The 23,169-nt window shown below is 61.6% G+C and carries 11 protein-coding genes; 4 read left to right on the plus strand and 7 right to left on the minus strand.

Annotated features, from left to right (window positions below; all coding sequences use genetic code 11):
• Positions 1 to 27: 27 nt before the first annotated feature.
• From ACZZ0G_RS02545 to ACZZ0G_RS02565, 5 genes are all read right to left on the minus strand, one after another.
• Positions 28 to 252: an MbtH family protein gene (locus ACZZ0G_RS02545; protein WP_003226665.1), complete on the minus strand. Its 225-nt coding sequence runs from the start codon at positions 250 to 252 to the stop codon at positions 28 to 30.
• A gap of 83 nt (positions 253 to 335) precedes the next feature.
• Positions 336 to 1,748, minus strand: coding sequence for a diaminobutyrate--2-oxoglutarate transaminase (locus ACZZ0G_RS02550; protein WP_463555199.1), 1,413 nt, complete (start codon positions 1,746 to 1,748; stop codon positions 336 to 338).
• Positions 1,749 to 1,890: 142 nt separating this feature from the next.
• Positions 1,891 to 2,376: a GNAT family N-acetyltransferase gene (locus ACZZ0G_RS02555; RefSeq protein WP_463395386.1), complete on the minus strand. Its 486-nt coding sequence runs from the start codon at positions 2,374 to 2,376 to the stop codon at positions 1,891 to 1,893.
• A 215-nt stretch (positions 2,377 to 2,591) separates the two neighbouring features.
• Positions 2,592 to 3,914, minus strand: a complete 1,323-nt coding sequence (locus tag ACZZ0G_RS02560) for an ATP-binding protein (protein WP_463555200.1) — start codon at positions 3,912 to 3,914, stop codon at positions 2,592 to 2,594.
• The gene (locus ACZZ0G_RS02565) at positions 3,914 to 4,594 is read right to left on the minus strand and encodes a response regulator (RefSeq protein ID WP_463555201.1); all 681 of its coding nucleotides are present in this window, start codon (positions 4,592 to 4,594) and stop codon (positions 3,914 to 3,916) included. Before ACZZ0G_RS02565 ends, ACZZ0G_RS02560 begins: the two co-directional genes overlap by 1 nt.
• 245 nt (positions 4,595 to 4,839) lie before the next feature.
• On the opposite strand from ACZZ0G_RS02565, the gene ACZZ0G_RS02570 reads away from it, so the two are divergent.
• The 4 genes from ACZZ0G_RS02570 (at position 4,840) to dsbG (ending at position 8,991) form a co-directional block, all read left to right on the plus strand.
• The gene (locus ACZZ0G_RS02570; RefSeq protein WP_463555202.1) at positions 4,840 to 5,532 is read left to right on the plus strand and encodes a hypothetical protein; all 693 of its coding nucleotides are present in this window, start codon (positions 4,840 to 4,842) and stop codon (positions 5,530 to 5,532) included.
• Between the two features lie 98 nt (positions 5,533 to 5,630).
• The gene (gene dsbD, locus ACZZ0G_RS02575; protein WP_463555203.1) at positions 5,631 to 7,364 is read left to right on the plus strand and encodes a protein-disulfide reductase DsbD; all 1,734 of its coding nucleotides are present in this window, start codon (positions 5,631 to 5,633) and stop codon (positions 7,362 to 7,364) included.
• Positions 7,364 to 8,245: a TlpA family protein disulfide reductase gene (locus ACZZ0G_RS02580; protein ID WP_463555204.1), complete on the plus strand. Its 882-nt coding sequence runs from the start codon at positions 7,364 to 7,366 to the stop codon at positions 8,243 to 8,245. Before dsbD ends, ACZZ0G_RS02580 begins: the two co-directional genes overlap by 1 nt.
• Positions 8,221 to 8,991 carry a thiol:disulfide interchange protein DsbG gene (gene dsbG / locus ACZZ0G_RS02585; protein WP_463555205.1) on the plus strand — a complete coding sequence of 257 codons (771 nt, stop codon included), beginning with the start codon at positions 8,221 to 8,223 and terminating at the stop codon, positions 8,989 to 8,991. The genes ACZZ0G_RS02580 and dsbG overlap by 25 nt, the downstream gene beginning before the upstream one ends.
• Positions 8,992 to 9,125: 134 nt before the next feature.
• On the opposite strand, the gene ACZZ0G_RS02590 is transcribed toward dsbG, so the two are convergent.
• Both ACZZ0G_RS02590 and ACZZ0G_RS02595 read right to left on the minus strand, forming a co-directional pair.
• Positions 9,126 to 9,941: an alpha/beta fold hydrolase gene (locus ACZZ0G_RS02590; protein WP_463555206.1), complete on the minus strand. Its 816-nt coding sequence runs from the start codon at positions 9,939 to 9,941 to the stop codon at positions 9,126 to 9,128.
• 191 nt (positions 9,942 to 10,132) lie between these two features.
• Positions 10,133 to 23,131: a non-ribosomal peptide synthetase gene (locus tag ACZZ0G_RS02595; protein ID WP_463555207.1), complete on the minus strand. Its 12,999-nt coding sequence runs from the start codon at positions 23,129 to 23,131 to the stop codon at positions 10,133 to 10,135.
• Positions 23,132 to 23,169: the final 38 nt, after the last annotated feature.

Genomic DNA, 23,169 nt, shown 5'->3' on the forward strand with positions numbered 1-23,169 from the left:
ACAGCGGGTTTTCTTTTGCCCGGCAGCTTATTGCGCGGCGGCCTGCCCTTCCATCTTCTGGCGCAGGCTCAGCGGACGCATGTCCGTCCAGACTTCTTCGATATAAGCCAGGCATTCCTTTTTCAGGCCGCTCTTGCCCACGGTGCGCCAGCCTTCCGGCACGGCTTTGTAGTCCGGCCAGATCGAGTACTGCTCTTCGTGGTTGACCACGACCTGAAAGAGGATGTCCTCGCGGTCGAATACTGACGTCATGCTGGTTCTCCATCGTTATAAGGGTGGGCTGCACGCTGAGTGCAGCCGGGTATGTAGAAAGAACGTTCGGCGCGGCAAAAAATTTACAGCGCAGCGGTGGCAGCGGCCAAAGCACGGCCAAAGATTTCCGCGACACGGTCGATTTCGGCAGCAGTGATCACCAGCGGCGGCAGGAAACGCACCACCGCGCCGTGCCGTCCACCCAGCTCCAGAATCAGGCCGCGCTTGAGGCATTCGCGCTGGACCAGCGGCGCCAGTCGCGCAAATGCTGGCGGATGACCGAGCGCATCCGGCGTGCCGTTCGGCTCGACCAGCTCGACCCCGAGCATCAGGCCACGACCGCGAATATCACCCAGTTGCGGGAAGTCGCGTTGCAGGATGCGCAGGTGCTCGCTGAGGCGCTCGCCCATGGCAGCAGCGTGCTCGCAGACCTTGTGCTCAACCAGATAACGCATCACCGCAGAGCCTGCCGCCATGGCCATCTGATTGCCCCGGAACGTGCCGGCATGCGCCCCCGGTTGCCAGGTGTCGAGCCAGTCGCGATAGACCACCACGGCCAACGGCAGGCTGCCGCCGATGGCTTTGGACAAGACCACCACATCCGGAGTAATGCCGGCGTGTTCGAAGGCGAACATCTTGCCGGTGCGGGCGAAACCGCTCTGGATCTCGTCGACGATCAGCGCCACACCGGCCTTCTCGGTGATCCGGCGCAAGCCACGCAGCCACTCGATGTCCGCCGGAATCACACCGCCCTCGCCCTGCACCGCTTCGACGATGACCGCAGCGGGCAGTTGCACGCCGGCCTCGGGATCGTTGAGAAGGTTTTCCAGATAACTCAGGTTAGCCTTCACGCCTGCTTCGCCACCGAGGCCGAACGGGCAACGGTAGTCATACGGGAACGGCATGAACTGCACGCCATTGCTGAGCAAGGCGCCCAGCGGCTTTTTCGGCCCCAGGCTACCCATCAGGCTCAGCGCGCCCTGGCTCATGCCGTGATAACCGCCGGAGAACGACAGCACCGTGCTGCGTCCGGTCGCCGTGCGCACCAGCTTCAATGCCGCTTCCACGGCATCGGTGCCGGTCGGGCCGCAGAACTGGATTTTCGCTTCCGCCGCGAGGGCCGATGGCAGCAGACCGAACAGATCCTGAACAAACTGATCCTTGACCGGCGTGGTCAGGTCGAGGGTGTGCAGCGGTAATTCATCGGCCAGCACTTGCTGGATCGCTTCGATCACCACCGGGTGGTTATGCCCCAGCGCCAGCGTACCGGCACCGGCCAGGCAGTCGATGAAGGTACGGCCTTCGACGTCTTCGACGTACAGGCCTTTGGCGCGTTTCAGGGCCAGCGGAATGCGCCGCGGATAGCTGCGGGCGTTGGATTCCTGTTGGGCCTGACGGGCCAGTAATGGCGACTCATTGAACTGGTAAAGCGTTTCGGCCGGCGCCGAGCTAACCCGGGCCGACGACTCTTTGATAAGGCTGGTGGCGACTGACATCTCTCGACCCCTCAATTGGCTATGGATAGTGACCAAAACAGCACACCGGACAGGTGCGCATTCCGATCGCGGGGCGCACTTGCAGGTTTTCCTGTTCTGGAAACGCTTAAGGGGCCTGAGGATTTAGCCTGTGATCGAGTTGTCAGACCGGCGATGCCAACGGCTTGCGCATGGGCAGGATCGGCAAGCCTTGGTATTCGAGGGGTGGCGCTGACTCGCGATAGCCCAGACGGCGATAAAACTCTTGGCCGGTGAACGTGCTGTTGAGGTCAGCGTGAAGAGCTCCGCGAACCCGCAACCAACCTTCCAGATCCTGCATCAGCGCTCGGCCGACACCACGCCGAAAGCACTCTGGCTGTACATAACACAGCGAAATGTCGCCACTGCCCTGCGCCATGCCGACACCGACCGGTTTGTCCGCCAACAACGCGATACACAGATAACAGTGCGGGTCGGCGAGCCGGGCACTGATGAAATCGGCGGATTGCTGGCCGATCCAGTCGCTGACGAGTGGCGGGTGGTTACGGTGATCGAGCGCACAACCGATGCGGATCGAACGTTCGATGATGCGGCTGATGATACCGGCGTCGGCCAGTGTGGCCGGACGAATGCAGATGGGTGCTTCCATGGCGCAGTTCCCTCAATCCATTGAGTCAAAGCTGCGTCGAACTTACCCCCACTTCAGCCGGATAGCGAACATCGAGAAGTTACATTTGATGTGCCCCAACATCAGCCCTTGTAGGAGCGAGCCTGCTCGCGAAAGCGCTTTGACAGCCACGTTGATGCCGACTGTGCCGCCGTCTTCGCGAGCAGGCTCGCTCCCACAGGGGATTTGCGGTGAATTCAGACGGGTTGCAACGGCATGGTGAGCTCGACGCGCAGCCCATCCGGGCGGCTGTCGAAATGCAGGGCGCAGTCGCAACGCTGAACGATCGCCTGGACAATCGCCAGACCGAGGCCACAACCGGTGCTTTGGCCGTTGCGCCAGAAGCGTTGCGTCAGGTGCTGCAGATCATCCGGCGCGATCCCCGGGCCATGGTCGCGCACGACAAAACGTACGCGGTTGCCAATGGTTTCCAGACTCAGCTCAACCGCACAGTCTTCGGGCGTATGGCGCAAGGCGTTGTCGAGCAGATTGCGCAGCGCCGCAATCGACAGCACGGCCGGCATCTGCAGCGGCGCCGTGGAAAGCTCGGTTGGCAGTTGCAGTTTGATGCGCAGGCGCTCGCCGCCCGTGGCGTCCTGAATGGCCAGGCGCGCTACCTGCTCGGCGCTGCATTGTGAACCGTCATCGAACGACAGACTGCCCTCGACCCGCGCCAGCAACAGCAATTGTTCGAGCGTGCGATGCAAGCGATCGGCACCCTCCTCGGCCCGCGCCAGTGACTGATCGCGGGCGTTGCCGTCGGTCATGCGCGCAACTTGCAGGTGAGTCTTGATCGCCGTCAGCGGACTGCGCAACTCATGCGCCGCGTCACCGGTCAGGCGTCGCTCACGCTCGATGGTCTTGCCAATGCGCTGAAACAACTGGTTCTGGGTTTCGAGCAGCGGCTTCAATTCGCTGGGAAAGGTCTGTATCTGCAACGGCTCGAGCGAGTCGGCATTGCGCCGCATCAGCGCTTCACGCAGACGGTTGAGCGGCGCCAGCCCCTGGCCAATGCCCAGCCACAACAGGCACAGACAACCGAGCAGCGCCACACCCACCGGCACCGATGCCGCCAGCAGAATCGACATGTTCAGCGCCTCGCGCTCGATCTGCCGGTCGGCAGTGGTAATCCGCACATCGCCCCGGGCCAGGGTGAAGCTGCGCCACGGCGCACCGTCGATCATCTGGTCATGGAAGCCCATTTTCTCGGCTTCCAGCGCTTGCTCGGGGTTATTGTGGCTGCGCGCGAGAATTTCCCCGCGCAACGAACTGACCTGACAGGCCATGCCGCCGGGAATGTTCAGTTGTTCGGCACTGAAATGGGTGCCCTCGCCTTTGCTCGGCAGGGTCGGCAACTGCTCCAGCAGCCCGGCAACCATGCGCGCCGAGGCGACCAGACGCTGGTCGAGGGAAAACATCATCTGATTGCGCAGGTCACTGAGCATCCAGGCCGCCGCCAGCGCCCAGATCAGCGCGAACGCAGCGCCGAGGGTCAGGCTCAGGCGCAGTCGCAGGCTCATCACTTGGCTTGATCTCCACCGTCGGCCGGGCCTAGGCGATAGCCCAGACCGCGCACAGTTTCGACGATGCCTTTGCCCAGTTTGCTGCGCAGGTGATGGATGTGCACGTTCAGCGCGTTGCTTTCCAGTTCATCGTTGAAGCCGTAGACGCTGTCTTTCAATTGTTCGGTGGACAGCACCCGGCCACGATTGTGCAGCAGCGCCTGCAACAACGATTGCTCGCGGCGCGACAGTTCCACTGGCTGCCCGGCCAGCGTGGTTTCGCGACTGCTCGGATCGTAGGTCAGCGCGCCGTGCTCGATCAGGTTGACGCTGCGCCCGGCCACCCGGCGCAACAAGGTTTGCAGGCGGGCGAACAGTTCACGCAGATCGAACGGCTTGAGCAGGTAATCGTCTGCGCCGGCCTGCAAACCGTCAACGCGGTCGGTGACAGAGTCGCGCGCGGTCAGAATCAGCACCGGGATCTCCAGGCCGCTCTGACGCAGTTGTTGCAGCAACTTGAGGCCATCTTCGTCGGGCAGGCCGAGATCGAGCACCATCACGTCGAATTCGGCGACCTTGAGCATCGCCCGGGCCTTCGATGCGGTGTTGACGTGCTCGACAGTCAGACCTTGGGCACTGAGTCCCGCAACAATACCGCTGGCGATCAGTTCATCGTCTTCGCAAACCAGTACGTGCATGGGAACTCCGCAAGAAAAAACGTGAGTGAAGCAGGCGAGGATTAAGCCGCAATTATGGCCAGCATTGGCGTTTACGGGAAGCCGGGCACAAACGCAGTTGTCGTCCTCAGGCTACGCAAGTCAATAGGCCGGGGGGCGAAACCTCCGCCACTAATGAAGAAACAATTCCTGCCTTTTTAACAACCCTTCGATCCTTTAGCTTTCGGCTGGCAACTGCCCACAACTTTTAAACGGACTTGATAAACATGCCTCAATTAAAAAATGTCGTCGCGATCGATTGGCGCTCCGGCCCCGACCGTATTTATTTCTTCTTCAAGGACAGCGACACCTATTCCCGATTCGATCTCGGTGACAACAACGTATCCGCTGACTATCCCGCCCAGGTTGCCGATAACTGGGACAGTTTTGGTCCTTATGCCAAAGACTTGCGTTTCGGCCTGACAACCACTTCATTCGGCTGGAACACCTCGTCTGACGAAGATATTGCCTGGTTGTTCTTCTATCAGGGAAAAACGCCCGTGGTCTGCAAATACAACCAGGACACGGACAAGGTCGACGCGTTCTATAAAGTTTCCGATTCAATCTGGAAGCCAATACTGCCTTACTTTGACAAGATCATCGCAGGCACCTGGTTTCAACTAACCGGTCATCCGTTCCTGTTCCGATTCATCCTCAACGATGGACACTATCTATCGTTTAACTACAAAGCAAAAACCCTGACTTACAAACCCTTCGGGGATTATCAACTCGGCGCGCTGAAACCGTACAAGGACCGCATCATCACGGCAGCGCAAAATGACCGGACGTTTGCCGACAGCTACTGGTACATCTTCCTGACGGACAACCAATATCTGACCTACAACATTCAGTCCGACCGTCTGGTCGCCGGCCCGCAAACCATCAATGACAAGAACTGGCCCGGATTGCTGCGCGGCTGATTGGCCGAAGCCAGGAGGGGCTTGTAGGATAGGTTTAATTATCGGTTAATCGCCGCCGCCCATTCTGCACCTCACTTGCACAGGGACAAGGCTCCTCCATGCGTCATTTTTTTCTTTTGTTTGCTCTGCTGATTTCGAGTCTGGCCCAGGCCGGGAACAATCCATTTGAGACAAAACCGGAATTTCTGCCGGTCGACCAGGCGTTCGTGCTCACGTCCGAACGTCTGGAATCCGGTGAAACCCAGCTGTTCTGGCAAATCACCGACGGCTATTACCTGTATCAGAAACGTCTGAAGTTCGACGGATTGAGCGCAGAGCAGCAGCCAGCGCTCCCTGAAGGCGAATCACACAGCGACGAGTTCTTCGGTGAACAACCGGTCTATCGCCAAGGGCTGGAAGTGAAAATCCCGGCAAACGCCACGGGCCAGATCAAGGTCAGCTATCAGGGTTGTGCCGATGCCGGTCTGTGCTATCCGCCGCAAACCCGGGTCATTGACCTGGGCGGCAAAGCAGCGGTGGCTGCCAGCGCTGAAGCGCCGGATCAGGCTTTGGCCAGCAGCCTGCAGCAACGCGCGCTGGGCTGGAGCTTGCTGGTGTTTTTTGGTCTCGGTCTGTTGCTCGCCTTCACGCCTTGTACGTTGCCGATGCTGCCGATTCTGGCCGGCATGGTCGTCGGTAGTGGCGCGACCCCGCGTCGCGGCTTCGCACTGGCCGGCAGTTATGTGATCTGCATGGCGCTGGTCTATGCGGCGATGGGCGTGATTGCCGCGCTGCTCGGCGCGAACCTGCAAGCGTGGTTACAAAATCCGTGGCTGCTCGGCACGTTTGCCGCGATCTTCGTGGTGCTGGCCTTGCCGATGTTCGGCTTCTTTGAGCTGCAACTGCCGGTGGCCCTGCGTGATCGGCTGGAACACGTCTCGCGCAGCCGCAGCGGTGGCAGCCTGATCGGCGCCGGGGTGCTCGGTGCGCTGTCCGGCCTGCTGGTCGGCCCGTGCATGACTGCGCCGCTGGCCGGTGCATTGCTATATATCGCGCAGACCGGTAACGCGCTGCACGGTGGCTTGATTCTGTTCTCGCTGGGCATCGGCATTGGCGTGCCGTTGCTGTTGCTGGTCACCGTGGGCAATCGCTTCCTGCCCAAACCCGGCGCCTGGATGAACCTGCTCAAAGGCGTGTTCGGTTTCCTCTTCCTCGCCACCGCACTGCTGATGCTGCGCCCGGTACTGGACGCTTCGTTGTGGCTGGGTCTGTGGGGCGCACTGCTGTTGATCGCCGCGTTCTGCGCCTGGAAACAGTCCGAAGGTTTTGGCCGCGTTGCCCAGTTGTTCGGCGCCAGTTCGCTGTTGCTTGGGCTGTGGGGCAGTTTGCTGGTGATTGGTGCGGCGGGCGGCAGCGATGACCCGTATCAGCCGTTGCAGGTCTACAGCGCCGGCCGTGCCAGCACGGCGGCGCCATCGGCTCACGATGCGTTCACCACGATCAAGGAACCGGCTGCGCTGCAACGCGAACTCGATGCGGCCAAGGCGCAGGGCCAGTGGGTGTTGCTCGATTACTACGCGGACTGGTGCGTGTCGTGCAAGGTCATGGAGAAGCAGGTGTTCGGCAAGGACAAGGTCATGCAAGCGTTGAGTGACGTGCGTCTGCTGCGCCTCGATGTCACCGCCGACAATGCCGCCAGCCGCGAATTGCTCAGCCGCTACAAAGTGCCAGGGCCACCGAGTTTCATCTGGATCGGTGCTGATGGCGAAGAGCGCCGCAGCCAGCGCATCACCGGCGAAGTCGACGCCGATACATTTCTGCAACGCTGGGCCACCACCCGGGACGCCAATTAATGCTGACGCTAACCCTCGGCACTTTTGCCATCGCGCTTAACCACCTGCTGCTGATCAGTGCTCTGGCATTGGCGACCTTTGTCGGCTGGCGGGTGGCCAAGCGCGGCGGCGATAACCCCGAGTCGGCCTTGTTCAGCCTGTTTCTGCTGGGCATGCTCGCGGCGCGAATTGCGTTTGTGCTGCTGTACTGGTCGCACTATCGCAATGACCTGTGGCAGATCATCGATTTGCGTGACGGTGGCTTCCTCGCCTGGCCGGGGGTGATCGTATTGTTGCTGGTCGCCCTGTATCGCGGCTGGCGGCGTCCCGGTCTGCGTCGCCCGTTGGGTTTTGGCGTGGCCAGCGGTGTGGCGTTCTGGCTGTTGGCGACGCTGTCGCTGAACATTTATGAACAAGGCACCCGACTGCCGGACATCTCCCTGCGCAATGCGGCCGGAGAAACCATCCAGCTCAGCGATTATCAGGGCGGCCCGCTGGTGATCAACTTGTGGGCGACCTGGTGCCCGCCATGCCGGCGCGAAATGCCAGTGCTGGAAAACGCCCAGCAGCAACGCCCGGACCTGACCTTCCTGTTCGTCAATCAGGCCGAAAGCATGCAAAGCGTGGCGACGTTTCTCGAAACTCAGGGCCTGAGCCTCAACAACGTGCTGTTCGACCGCAGTGGTCGGCTGGGTCAGGCCGTCGGCTCGATGGCATTGCCGACTACGCTGTTCTATAGCCCTGACGGTCGCCTGCTGACCAGCCACTTGGGCGAGCTGTCCAATGCCAGCCTGGCGCGCGCCCTGGAAAACTTTGACACCCCGACCCCGAATTCGAACCCGGCCACCGCACCGGCCACCTCTGCAAGGAAACTGCCATGCCCCGCCTCCGCCACCTGCTGACGCTGACTCTGGGCAGCGCCCTGCTGCACTTGCCGTCGGTGCAGGCTGCTGAAGAGTTGCCTGCGGCGATCAAACAGATCGAAGCCAAAGGCGCGAAAATCGTCGGCCAGTTCGACGCCCCCGATGGCTTGCGCGGCTATGCGGCGCAGTATCAGAACCGCGGCATGGCGATGTACCTGACCCCGGACGGCAAACACGTGTTGCTCGGTAATCTGTACGACGCCGATGGCAAAGACCTGAGCAGCGAGCCCCTGCAAAAACTGGTCTACGCGCCGATGGCCAAGGAAGTCTGGGCCAAGTTCGAGGCGAGCAACTGGATTCAGGACGGCAACAAGGATGCACCGCGCACGGTGTACCTGTTCAGCGATCCGAACTGCCCTTACTGCAACATGTTCTGGGAACAGGCGCGGCCATGGGTCAAGGCCGGCAAGGTGCAACTGCGGCACATCATGGTCGGAATTATCCGTGAAGACAGCCCTGGCAAATCGGCGGCGCTGCTCGCCGCAAAAGATCCGGCCAAGGCGCTGGAAGATCACGAAAAGGCTGGCAAGGGCAGTTCGCTCAAAGCCTTGAAAGACATTCCGGTGGCCGTGCAGAGCAAATTGGCGGCGAACATGCAGTTGATGGAAGACCTGGATTTGCAGGCCACTCCGGCGATTTTCTATATGGATGACAAGGGCGAACTGCAACAGCAGCAAGGGGCGCCTTCGCCGGACAAGTTGGTGAAGATTCTCGGACCGAAATAATTCCGGGGTTGTTGGCGCCTGAAATGACGCCTTCGCGAGCAGGCTCGCTCCCACAGGGATTCTGTGTCGATCACAAATCCTGTGGGAGCGAGCTTGTCTCCGGGCGGCGTTCCGACGAAGAACGTTGACTCGGTCTAACGGTTGCGTTCAGACAAAAAAGTAAACAACGCCTCGGTGACAAACTGCGGATTTTCCAGATTGGAGATATGCCCCGCTTCCGGCACCAACACCCAAGGGCAACCGATCAGCTCGGCCATTTCCTGGGCTTCCGACGGTGGTCTCGGCTTGTCTTGATCGCCACACAGCACCAGCGTGGACGCTGCATTCAATTCGCCCAGCCGTGACAACAAGTCATCCCGGCCAAAGGTGATACGCCCCATCGGTACGATGCTTTCACGCAGTCGATCCGACGAATACGCCGCCAGTTTCGCGCGAAAATCCTGATACAGTGCCGACTGCGGATCGATCCCCGGACGGAAGAAAATCGGCACGACGATATCCAGTAATTGCTCGGAGATTTCGCCGGTTTCTTCGATCTGTTTGAACAGCGAGAAGTAGTACTGACGGGTGGGTTCAGGTTCGACGCCAACGTAGGTGTCCATCAATACCAGACCATTGATCCGCTGCGGTGCCGACAGTGCCAGACGCACACCCCACATGCCGCCAACCGACAGCCCGACCAGCGTGACGCGGTCGATATCCAAATGATCGAGCAAGGCCTGCGCCTGACGGGCGATGTCGTCCAGGGATGTCGTGCCCCCAGGTAACCGTCCTGACTGGCCATGACCCCACAGATCCAGTGCAATCACTCGATAGTGCTGCGACAGCGCGGCGATCTGCGGCGCCCACATGGCCTGATCCCACAGATAACTGCCGGCCAGCAAAACCGCCGGACCGGTGCCTTGATCAATGTAATGCAGCGCTTGTCCGTCAACCGTGAAAAAAGGCATCGATCACCCCCGCGACAAAAAAAGAGAACCGGCAGACTGAGCTGCCGGTTCTTTATCGTCAACCTTGGAAATGTAGGCGACTGTACCGCCGCCATACGCGAGCGAGCTCGCTCCCACATTGGTTCTGCGTACGCAGTACTGAGTGTGGGAGCGAGCCTGCTCGCGAAAGCGCCAGTGCAGACACTAGAAAATCAAAGGCCCTCCAGCTCCGCCATCAGGTCATTCAACCGATCAACCTTCTCCTCGGTAATGTCACTCGCCGCCAGTCCATCAATGTATTCAGCCAGCTCCTCCACCGTGCTGCACTCGAACATCGCCCGCAGCGGCACATCCCGTTGCAGGGTTTTCTGCACCCGGGAAGCAATCTGCGTGGCCAGCAATGAATGCCCGCCCAGTTCGAAGAAGTTGTCGCGCACACCGACCTGCTCGACCTTCAACACCTCGGCCCAAATGTCAGCCAGTGTCTGCTCAAGATCATTGCGCGGCGCCAGATAATCCTGGCTCTGCAACTGGCCGATCTCCAGCGCCGGCAAGGCTTTGCGATCCAGTTTGCCATTGGCATTGAGCGGCAGTTGATCGAGCCACAACCAGTGCAGCGGCACCATGTATTCCGGTAGTTCGGCGCGCAGACGTTGTTTGATCCGCTCCAGGCGTTCGTTCGGGTTCAGCGCAGTTTCAGCAGCGACGAGGTAGCCGACCAAGTGTTTGCCGTTAACGCCTTCCTGCACACCGACCGCACCATCGCGCACTTCCGGCTGTTCATGCAGACGCGCTTCGATTTCACCCAGCTCAATGCGGTAACCGCGAATCTTCACCTGATGGTCGACCCGGCCAACGTACTCCAACACGCCGTCACTGCGACGGCGCGCGAGGTCACCGGTGCGATACAGACGTTCGCCCGGCGCACCGAACGGGTTCGGCACAAACACCGGCGCAGTACGCAGCGGATCGCTGACATAACCACGACCGACGCCGGTCCCGGCAACACACAACTCACCCACCGCGCCCAGCGGCACCAGCTCCAGCGCGCCGTCGACCAGGTACAGCAAGTTGTTGTCGGTCGGCGTACCGATCGGCAAGTAACTGCCGCGCGTCGAGGCCATGTCGACTCGGAAGAACGCCACGTCGTCCGAGCACTCCGCCGGGCCATAGGCGTTGACCAAACCAATGTCCGGGTAACGCAGCAGCCATTGGTACGCCAGTTCCGGCGGCATTGCCTCACCGGTCGGCAGCATCCAGCGCAAGCCATCGAGGCTCAGGCGCTCCGAAGCGAGCATGCCCTGAATCAGCGACGGCACGCTCTCCAGCACGGTGATGCCCTGCGCTTGCACATGCACCAACAAACCTTGCGGATCGTGGGCGATGGTGTTCGGCACGATGTCCACCCGGGCACCGAACAGCGGTGCGGCAAGGAACTGCCAGACCGAAATATCGAAGCTTTGCGAAGCGGTCTGGGCGATCACGTCGGCATCGCTCAGATGCAGGTACGGTACCTTGCTCAATTGGTTGTTGAGCATGCCGCGCTGCTCGACCATCACGCCTTTCGGCAGGCCGGTCGAACCCGAGGTGTAGATCACGTAAGCGAGGTTGTCCGGGCCGCTGTAAATGCCCAGGTCCTGCGTCGATGTCGCTGCCGCTTGAATCGCTTCCCACACCAGCAACTTTGGACGATTGGCGCAGCTGAATTCATCCAGCAGGGTCTGCGCCTGTTCAACGCACGCCTGAGTGCAGACCAGCACCGGCGTGCGGCTCAGTTCGATGATGCGTTGCAGACGCTGACTCGGCAGGCCCGGATCCAGCGGCAGATAACCCGCGCCAGCCTTGAAGCTGCCGATGATCATGCCGAGCAGGTCGAGATTACGTTCGGCGAGCAATGCCACCGGTTGATCCATTTGCACACCAGCGGCGACCAGTGCATGGCCGAGACGGTTGGCGTTCTGATTCAGTTCGGCATAGCTCTGCTGCTGATCGAGGCAACTGGCAACGATACGTTGCGGATGCGCGGCAACCTGCGCTTCGAACAGCGCAACGTAGCTCTGCTCCAGCGGATAATCGTGGGCACTCTGGTTGCAGCCATGCAGCAGGAAGTCCTGTTCTTCACTGCCCAGCAGCGGCAGATCGGCCATGTCGCCGTGGAAGCCGTCGACCAGTGCAAGCAGCAGACGTTTGAACTCGCCAAGCATGCGCTCGATGGTCGATTCGTCGAAATAACGCTGGTCATACGACAGGTGCAGACCAAGGTCATCGCCCGGGTAGCACACCGCCGTCAACGGGAAGTTGGTGTGCGTACGGCCCGAGTCCGAGGTCGCGTTGAGGCTCTGCGCACGGTCGAGTACCGAGACTTCCACCGGGGCATTCTCGAAAACGAACAGGCTGTCGAACAGCGGCTGGCCTTTCGGTAATTCGCTTTGTTCCTGGATGTTCACCAGCGGCAGGTATTCGTACTCGCGCAGTTGCATGTTGCTGTCGAGCAGACCACTAAGCCACTGACGCACGCTGCTGCGCTGATCGTCCTCAGGCATTTTCACCCGCAGCGCGATGCTGTTGATGAACAGGCCGACGGTGCGTTGCATTTCCGGCATGTCCACCGGGCGCCCGGCCACGGTCACGCCGAAGAGTACATCGCGATCGCCGCTCATACGGCGTAGCACCAGCGCCCACGCCGCTTGAGCGAAGGTGTTGATGGTCAATTGATGGGCCTGCGCCAGTTCGCGCAGACGCGCACCGTCCTCGACATTGAGGCGGGTGTAGCGGTCGCCGACGATCATGCCGCCGCTTTCACCGGCGTGTTCACGCAGGAACGGACGATCACTCGGAATCAGCGTGGTGCGTTCGAACCCGCGCAGATTCTGCTGCCACCAGTTCCGCGCTTCGGCGAGGCTTTGACGTTGCAGCCAGGCGATGTAATCGCGATAACGCGGCGGCACGGCGAGTTGCGCTTCGCGACCCTCACCGAGGGCCGAGTAGATTTCGAAGAAGTCGTTCATCAGCAGCGAACGGCACCAAGCATCGATGAGGATGTGGTGGTTGCTCATCATGAACCAGTAACGCGCCGCGCCGACCTTGATCAGACGCAGGTGGAACGGCGCCTGATTGAGCAGATCGAAACCGGCCTCGCGCTCGTTTTTCAGCAGCGCTTGCAGCTTCGGTTCCTGCTCGGTTTCGGCGATGGCGCTCCAGTCCAGATACTCGATCGGTGTGCGACCCGGCGTGTGAATCACTTGCAGCATGTCTTCGCCGACGTTCCAGCAGAACGACGCACGCAACGCTTCGTGGCGGGCGATCACCGCTTGCCAGGCCTGAGCGAAACGCTCGGCGTCGAGTTCGCTGTTGATACGGTAGCGATCCTGCATGTAGTACAGACCGGTGCCCGGTTCGAGCAAGGTGTGCAGCAACATGCCTTCCTGCATCGGCGTCAGCGGGTAGACATCTTCGATGTGCGCGGCGGGCACCGACAAGGCATCGAGTTGCGCCTGAGTCAGCCTGGCCAGCGGGAAGTCCGACGGCGTCAGACCACCGGCTTCGTCTTGCAGGCAATGGCCGATCAGGCTTTGCAGCTCGCCGAGGTAGGCATCGGCCAGATCGTTGATGGTCTGCGCCTCGTAACGCTCGGCGCTGAATGTCCAGCGCAACAGCAATTCACCGCCGTAAACCTGACTGTCGACGCTCAACTCGTTCGGCAACGGCGCCTGCGGATCGTGGGCGGCACCGACCGGTTCATCCAGCGGACGGAACAGCGCATCGCTGCCGAAGCTCTGGTCGAACTGGCCAAGGTAGTTGAAGGTGATCGGCGCCTGCGGCAGCGCGGCCATGCTGCGCTGACTGAGGTCATCGGCGAGATAACGCAGCACGCCATAACCCAAGCCTTTGTGCGGCACTGCGCGCAGTTGTTCCTTGATTGCCTTGATCGAAGCGCCCTGCCCGGCGGCCTCTTCGATGTTGTGCGGGGTCAGGCGTAATGGATAGGCGCTGGTGAACCAGCCGACGGTGCGGGTCAGGTCGATCTCGTCGAACAGGGTTTCGCGGCCGTGCCCTTCCAGTTGAATCAGCGCCGACGGCTGACCGCTCCAGCGGCACAGCACGCGGGCCAATGCCGTCAGCAGCAGGTCGTTGACCTGAGTGCGATAGGCGGCCGGCGCCTGTTGCAGCAGTTGTTGGGTGTGCTCGGCATCTAGACGCACGCTCACGGTTTGCGCGTGACGATTCTGCTGGCCGCCATGCGGGTTTTCGCAAGGCAGGTCGGCGTTCTGACCGGCCAGCTGGGTTTGCCACCAGTCGAGTTCTTCGCGCAGGGATTCGCTGCCAGCGTAGGCCTGCAAACGCGCCGTCCAGTCTTTGAAGGCACTGGTTTTCGCTGGCAGTTTTACTGCTTGTTCGGCGTCGAGTTGGCGATACACGGTTTGCAGGTCGTCGAGCAATACGCGCCACGACACGCCATCGACCACCAAGTGATGGATCGCGATAAACAGGCGTTGCTGGCCTTCAGGGCCGTCGACCAGCACAGCACGCACCAACGGGCCTTGCCCAAGGTCGAGGCTACGCTGGGCATCGGCGAACAGCGCTTCGCACTTGTCCATCGAGGTGACGCGCACTTGCCACAACACCGCCACATCGGAAACGGGTTGGTGCGTCGCCTGCCATTGGCCGCTGGCCTCGGTGAAGCGCAGACGCAGGGCATCATGCTGCTCGATCACTGCCAACAACGCCTGCTCCAGACGATGCGGTTCGAGGGTCAAGGTCGGTTCCAGCAGCAGCGCCTGATTCCAGTGCTGACGCTCAGGAATTTCAGTGTCGAAGAACCAGTGCTGAATCGGCGTCAGCGCCGATTCGCCAACCACCAACCCCTGCTCGGCCGTCACTTGTTCGGTGCGGCTGGCCACCGCGGCGAGTGTCTGCACAGTCTGATGCTGGAACAGATCACGCGGGCTGAAATGAATGCCCTGCTGCCGTGCGCGGCTGACCACTTGAATCGACAGAATCGAATCGCCGCCCAATTCAAAGAAGTTGTCGTTGAGGCCGACCTGTTCGACGTTGAGCACCTCGCACCAGATCTGCGCCAGGGTCTGCTCCAGTTCGTTGCTTGGCGCGACGTAGTCCTGACGATTCAAGTCAGGATCCGGCGCCGGCAAGGCGCGGCGGTCGAGTTTGCCGTTGGCGGTCAGCGGCATGCTCGCCAGCAGAATCAGGTGGGTCGGCACCATGTAATCCGGCAGTTGCGCCTTGAGGTGCGCCTTGAGAGCGTCGCGCAATTCAGCCTGTCTGGCTTCGTTTTGCTCGGCGACTTCAGTGACGAGGTAGCCGACCAATTGCTTGCCGCTCGGTGCATCCAGTGCCAGCACCACGGCTTCACGGATCGAATCGTGATCAAGCAGGCGCGTTTCGATTTCGCCCAGCTCGATACGGAAACCACGGATCTTCACCTGATGGTCGATGCGCCCCAGATACTCCACCAAACCATCGGCACGCTGGCGCACCAGGTCGCCGGTGCGATACATGCGCCCGCCATCAGTGGCAAACGGGTCAGCGACAAAACGTTCGGCGGTGATGCCCGGACGGTCGTGATAGGCCTGCGCCAGACCCGCGCCGCCGACGAACAATTCACCCGTCGCGCCTTGCGGCACCAGCGCCAGATCGGCGTCAAGAATGTACGCAACACGCGCGCCAATCACGCTGCCAATCGGCACGCTGCCGGCGCCCTCTTCCAGCACCTCCGGCGCCAGACTGGCCAGTGGCATGACCACGGTTTCCGTCGGGCCATAGGCGTTGAAGAACATCGCCGGTTTGAACGCTGCACGAATCCGTTGCAGGTGTTCACCGGTCAACGCTTCGCCGCCAGTGATGATCATCCGTACCGGGAGGATCTCGTTTTGCGTCGAGAGGAACTGCGCCAATTGGCTGCCGTAGCTCGGGGTGAAACCGAGTACGTTGATTTTGTGCGTGCGGATCAAGCCGCAGATTTCCTCCGCGTCCCACTGACCTTGCGCACGCAATACCACTTGCGCGCCACTGAGCAGCGGCACCAGCAGACGCTCGGTGGCGGCGTCGAAGTTGATTGAGTAGAAGTGCAGTTCGCAGTCGTCGGGGCGCATACCGAAACGCTCGATCACCGCTTGGCAGTGCATGGCGATTTCGCCGTGAGAGACCACCACGCCTTTCGGCTTGCCGGTCGAACCCGAGGTGTAAATCAGGTAGGCCTGATGTTGCGGCAGGCTGATAAACGGCAATTCAGTGGCCGGGTAATCGGCGAGTGCCGCGCTGTCCTCTTCCAAACACCAACGCGCCACGCTTGGCGGCAGATCGCCGAGGGCTTTGAACATGGCGCGATCACTGAGCAGCAGGCCGATGCGGCTGTCTTCGATCATGTAATGCAGACGGTCGAGCGGGTATTCCGGGTCCAGCGGCACATAGGCGCCGCCAGCCTTGAGAATCGCCAGCAGGCCGATGACCATTTCCAGCGAACGCTCCAGCGCCAGGCCTACGCGCACTTGCGGGCCGACGCCACGTTCACGCAAGGCCCAGGCCAAGCGATTGGCGCGGGCGTCGAGTTCGGCGTAGCTCAGAGTCTGCCCGGCGAAAGTCAGGGCAGGTGCGTCTTTGCGCGCCAGTGCCTGTTCGGCGAACAGGTGATGAATGCACTGGTCGAGACGATGCTCGCCCGGCTCGATGCCGAGATTGTCGAGCAGTTGCTGTTGCTCAGGCTGGTCGAGCAGTGGCAATTCGCTGAGGCGTTGTTGCGGATCGGCGATCAATGCTTCAAGCAAGTTGCGCCAATGCTTGGCCATGCGCGCGATGGTCGGCTCATCGAACAAATCGGTGCTGTAAGTCAGGCAGCAACCGAGGCGATGGTCGAGGTCGGTGACTTCCAGATTGAGGTCGAACTTGGTCGCCCGCGCATCGTTGGCCAGGTACTCGACGGTCATGCCGGCGAGCATGCGGCTCTGCTGGAATTCCCAGCGCTGCACGTTGCACATCACCTGGAACAGCGGGTTGTAAGCGGCGCTGCGCGGCGGTTGCAGGGCTTCAACCAGATGATCGAACGGCAGATCCTGATGCGACTGGCCTTCGATCACGGTGTGACGCACCTGCTCGAACAATTCGCCGACCGACATCATGCCGTCGAGCTGGCAACGCAGCACTTGGGTGTTGAGGAACGCACCGATCAGCCCTTCGCTTTCCGGGCGGATGCGGTTGGCCACTGGCGCGCCGATGCGCAGATCGGTCTGGCCGCTGTAGCGGTACAGCAATGTCGCGAGTGCGGCGGTCATGGTCATGAACAGGGTCAGACCGTTTTGCGCGTTGAACGCACGAACCCGCGCGGCGAGGTCATCGCTCAGGTCGAAACGGAACAGTTCGCCCTGATGGCTTTGCACCGGCGGACGCGGACGGTCGCCCGGCAATTCCAGCAGCGGATGTTCACGGCCGAGTTGCGCCGTCCAGTAGTCGAGTTGGCGCTGACGCTCGCCGGACTCCAGCCAGTTGCGCTGCCAGACGCTGTAGTCGAGGTACTGCACCGGCAGCGGCTCAAGCGGCGAATCACGGTCATCGACAAACGCTTCGTACAGCGCGCTGAGTTCGCGGGCGAAAATGTCCATCGCCCAGCCTTCGGTGACGATGTGGTGCAGAGTCAGGACAAAGTAATGCTCGTGCTCGGCAGTCTTGACCAAGCAGGCGCGCAGCAGCGGGCCGGTTTCCAGGTCGAACGGCAGATGCGCTTCTTCATCGGCCAGTTGCTGAACCTTTTGCTCACGCACGTCGGCGGCAAGTTTTGAGAAATCCTTCCAGCCCATGCGCACGCCGGTTTCGGCATGCACCTGCTGACGGGCGACGCCGTCGACGCTCGGGAACGTGGTGCGCAGGGTTTCGTGACGCAGGATCAACGCTTGCAACGCCGCCTCGAAACGCTCGACATGCAGGACGCCGCGCAGACGCGCCATGCCGCCGACGTTGTAGGCCGGGCTGTCCGGCTCCATCTGCCAGAGGAACCACATGCGCTGCTGCGAGTACGACAGCGGAATCGGTTGGCTGCGGTCGACCTTGTCGATCGGCGGCTGTTTATTGGTGCGGCCGCTGGCCTGGATCAGACGAATCTGCTCAGCGAAATCACCGAGTTCGCTGTGCTCGAACAACGCACGCAACGGCAACTCGACGTCGCAGGCCTGACGGGTGCGCGAGATGATTTGCGTGGCCAGCAACGAGTGACCGCCGAGGGCGAAGAAATCGTCGCGCAGGCCGACTTGCGCCAGACCGAGAACTTCGCGCCAGATCGCGGCGATTTGCTGTTCCAGTTCAGTCACCGGTTCGACGTGTTCGCGTATTTGCCACTGCGGCTCGGGCAAGGCGCGACGGTCGAGTTTGCCGCTGGGGCTCAGGGGCATTTCATCCAGACGCATCAGTTGCGCCGGGACCATGTATTCCGGCAGCTCGGCCGCCAGTGCACTTTTCAGGCGAGTGATTTGCTCGTCTGCATTTTCGCTCGTATCGGTCGCGGTGAAGTAGCCGATCAGCTGCGCGCCGGCAGCCGTTTCACGTACCAGCACCACTGCTTGCGCGACGCCGTCCTGGGCGAGCAGACGTGCTTCGATTTCTTCCGGCTCGACGCGGAAGCCGCGCAGTTTGACCTGCTGATCGAGGCGGCCGAGGTATTCGATGACGCCATCAGCGGTCCAGCGTGCGCAGTCGCCAGTGCGGTACAACCGTGCGCCCTGCTCGCCCAGCGGATCGACCACAAAGCGTTCAGCGGTTAACGATGGCCGACCGAGGTAACCGCGAGCCAGACCGATGCCACTGACGCACAGTTCACCCGGCACACCGGCCGGCACTGGATTGAGATCGGCGTCGAGTACGCGGCAAATCACGTTGCCCAGCGGACGACCAATCGGCGAGCGCTCGCCATCGGCGGTGGTGCAGTGCCAATGGGTGACGTTGATCGCGGTTTCGGTCGGGCCGTAACGGTTGTGCAGTTGCACCGCTGGCAGTTGCGCGAGGACGCGGTTGCGCAGTTCAGCGGGCAGCGCTTCACCACCGGAGAATACCCGGCGCAGGCTGGTGCATTCGGCGCTCAGCGGTTCATCGATGAACAGCGCCAGCAGCGGCGGTACGAAGTGCAGCGTGGTCACGCCATACTCCTGAACGAGTTGCGCGATGCGATGCGGATCGCGGTGTTCACCCGGGCCGGCGATCAACAGGCGTGCGCCAGTGATCAACGGCCAGAAGCATTCCCACACCGACACGTCGAAACTGATTGGGGCCTTTTGCATCAGCACATCGGTTTCATTGAGGGCGTACGCGTTCTGCATCCATTGCAGGCGTTCGGCCAAAGCGGCGTGAGTGTTGCCGACGCCTTTCGGCTGGCCAGTGGAACCCGAGGTGTAAATCACGTAGGCGAGGTTGTCGCCGTGCAGGTGCAGACCCGGCGCCTGGCTCGGCCAGTTTTCCAGGTGTAAGGCGTCCATGGCGATGACACTGACGCCGTCGCTGGCCGGCAAACGGTCGAGCAATTCGGTCTGGGTCAGCAGCAGTTCGACGCCGCTGTCGCTAAGCATGTACGCCAGACGATCCGCCGGGTAGTCCGGGTCCAGTGGCACGTAAGCACCGCCGGCCTTGATGATCGCCAGCAGGCCGATCAACAGTTGTGGCGAACGTTCGGCGGCGATGGCCACGCAGACATCCGGGCCGACGCCTTTGTCACGCAGGTAATGCGCGAGGCGGTTGGCCTGGGTGTGAAGTTCGGCGAAGTCGAGGCTGCCACCGTCCCACACCAGCGCGGTGCGTTCCGGCGTTTGCCGCGCCTGTTCGTTGAGCAATTCCGGCAGCCATTGTTGCGCCGGAGTGCATGGCGCAACGCCCCAGTGTTTTTGCTGATCGTGTTCAGTGGCGGTCAGCAGCTGCAGATCACCGATGGCTTGCTCCGGGCGTTCGCAGACTTCGCGCAACAGATTGCTGAAGTGCTCGGCCAGACGCTCGATGGTCGCGGCGTCGAACAGTTCGCTAGCGTAGTCGAACGACAGGGTCAGACGCCCGTTACGGTCTTCTTCGCTATGCAGTTGCAGGTCGAACTTGGCTTCGCGACTGTGCCACGGCAGTTCTTCAGCGAGCAGGCCCGGCAGGCGTTTGAGCGCACTCAGGTCGCGTTGCTGGTGGTTGAACATGACCTGGAACAAACCTTGTTCGCGGGCCTGCGGGAACGCTTCGAGGAGTTGTTCGAACGGCAGATCCTGATTTGCTTGTGCACCCAGTGCGGCTTCGCGGGTTTGGGTCAGCAGCTCAACGAATGACAGGCGCGAATCGATTTCAGCGCGCAGTACTTGGGTGTTGATGAAGAAGCCGATCAGGCCCTGGGTTTCCAGGCGCGGACGGTTGGCGTTCGGTACGCCGATGCGGATGTCGCGCTGACCACTGTAGCGATGCAGCAGGCTCTGGAATGCCGAGAGCAGCAGCATGAACGGCGTCGATTGATGCGCTTGCGCCGTGTTGCGGATCGCATCGCTGAGGCTGGCGCCAAGACGCACGGTATGGCGTGCGGCGCTATGAATTTGCTTGGCCGACCGTGGGTAATCGCTGGCCAGTTCCAGCGCCGGATGTTCGTCGCCCAACTGCGCTTTCCAGTACGCCAGTTGCCGCTCGCCCTCGCCTTGCGCCAGCCATTGACGCTGCCAGCTGCCGTAGTCGGCGTATTGGCTTGGCAGGGCTGCGAGGTTGGCGCTCGCACCTTGCGAAGCGGCGGCGTACAGGCGCGAGAATTCGTCGATCAATACGTTCAGCGACCAGCCATCGGCGATGATGTGGTGCAGCGTCACCAGCAGTTGGTGATCTTCGTCGTCGAGACGCACCAGCGTCACCCACAGCAGCGGGCCTTTTTCCAGGTCGAACTGAGTGCGTGCTTCGTCCTCGCGGATTTGCTGCGCGCGGGCTTCACGCTCATGCGCCGGCAGATCGCTGATGTCGATCAGTTGCAAATTGAATTCGGCGGCGGCATCGACTTGCTGCAGGGCCACGCCGTCGCGCTCGAAGAAGCGGGTGCGCAGGGATTCATGGCGCTCGATCAGTTGCTGGAAACTGGCGCGCAAGGCGTCTTCGTCCAGTTCGCCGCGCAAACGCAGGGCACCGGGAATGTTGTAGGCGCTGCTCTGCGGATCGAGTTGCCAGGTGATCCACAAACGGTTTTGTGCCAGCGATTGCGGCATCGGCTCGCTGCGCGACAGTGCGGTGATTGCGCCTTGGGCGCTGCCGCCGTCCTGCTGTTGTTGGGCCACGGCAGCGGCGAACGCGGACAGCGTCGGGGCTTCGAACAGCAGGCGCAGATTCAGCTCGAGAGCGAGCTCTTCGCGGACTCGGGCGATGACTTGCGTGGCGGCGATCGAGTTGCCGCCGAGCAGGAAGAAGTGGTCGTCGGCGTTGACCTGTTTGACGTTGAGTTGCTCGGCCCAGATTTTCGCGATCAGGGCTTCAAGTTCGGATGCGCTGGTGATTGCCTCTTGGCTTTCGGATGCCGTCGTCGGGAATACTGCGTAGCTGTCGAGGCTGCCATCGGCCAGACGATTGCGGCACGCCGAACGTTGCAACTTTCCGCTGGAGGTTTTCGGCAGCGCGCCCGGGTTGAGCAACACCACCACGCTTGGGGCTTCCTGATAAGCCTCGGCCACCGCTTGGCGTATGGCTTTGATCAACGCCTGCGGCGGCAGGATTTTCTGCACGCTGCGGCTTATTTCTGCCGCGATGCCGATGCCCTCCTCGCCATCCTGATTGACGGCGAACGCGGCGACGCGGCCCTTGCGCACCACTTCCACTTCGTTCTCGACAGTCTTCTCGATGTCCTGCGGATAGAGGTTGTGGCCGCGCACGATCAGCATGTCTTTCAGGCGACCGGTGATGAATAGCTCGCCTGCGCGCATGAAGCCCAAGTCACCGGTACGCAGCCAGGTGCGGCCGGCGTGCTGCACGAAAGTCTTGGCGCTGGCCTCGGGATTGCGCCAGTACCCGAGGGCGATGCTCGGGCCGGCGGCCCAGACTTCGCCGACGGCGTTATCGGCCAGTTCTGCGAGGGAGTTTGGTTCGACGATCAGCACCGCATGCTCGGGCTGGCTGATACCGCAACTCATGATCGGGCTGCCCTCGCCCGGCTCGGCACGGTTTTGTGCCAGCGCCTGATCGTCCACGCGCAGTGTCGGAATGCCGGTGCCGCGCGGGGTGCCGGCGACGAACAGCGTCGCTTCGGCCAGACCGTACGAGGCCATGAAACTGTCTGCGTTGAAACCGCTCGCCGCGAACTTTTCGGCGAAGCGTTCGAGGGTGTCGAGGCGGATCGGCTCGGAGCCGGAATAGGCCACGCGCCAGCGACTCAGGTCGAGGCGCTCCAGCGCCGATTCACTGACCCGTTCGCTGCACAAGCGATAGGCAAAGTCCGGTCCGCCGCTGATGGTGCCGCCGTACTCGCTGATCGCTTCCAGCCAGCGCAATGGCCGGCCAAGGAAATACGCGGGTGACATCAGGATGCACGGCACGCCGCTGAAAATCGGCTGTAGCAGACCACCGATCAAACCCATGTCGTGATACAGCGGCAGCCAACTGACGATCACATCGTCCGGGTTCACGTCGATGCCAAAACCGTGACGGATCAGCAGTTCGTTGGCGACCAGATTGCCGTGGCTGACCTGCACGCCTTTGGGCAGTGCGGTAGAACCGGAGGTGTATTGCAGGAAAGCGATGTGGTCTGGCGGCAGATTCGGCTCGACCCAGTTTTCGGCCAGCGTGCTGTCGAGGGTATCGACGCACAGCAGCGGTGGCGCGCCCTCGATCTGCTGCAAGGCATCGCGCAGGTCGGCGCTGGTCAGCAGCAGACGCGGTTCGGCGTCGGCGATGATCGACAGCAAACGCTCTTGGTGGTGCCTGCGCGCCGACTCCGGCGGATAGGCCGGCACCGCGATCACGCCGGCGTACAGGCAACCAAAAAACGCCGCAACGTAATCCGGGCCGCTCGGAAACAGCAACACCGCGCGGTCACCGAATCCAGTCTCGGCTTGCAGCGCGGCGGCAATGGTGCGCGCGCGCTCATCCAGCTCGCGATAACTGAGTACCACGGCTTGCTCTGGGTTTTCGGCAAGAAAACGCAGGGCCAGTCGATCCGGCGTCAGGGCCGCGCGGCGCTGGAGGGCTTGGACCAGGGTGCTGGGGAGTTCGAACGCGTCGGTCATGAGGTTTCCTGCCTGAATTCGGCTTGCTAGTGGAATCG

Source organism: Pseudomonas sp. AC169 (assembly GCF_979258515.1).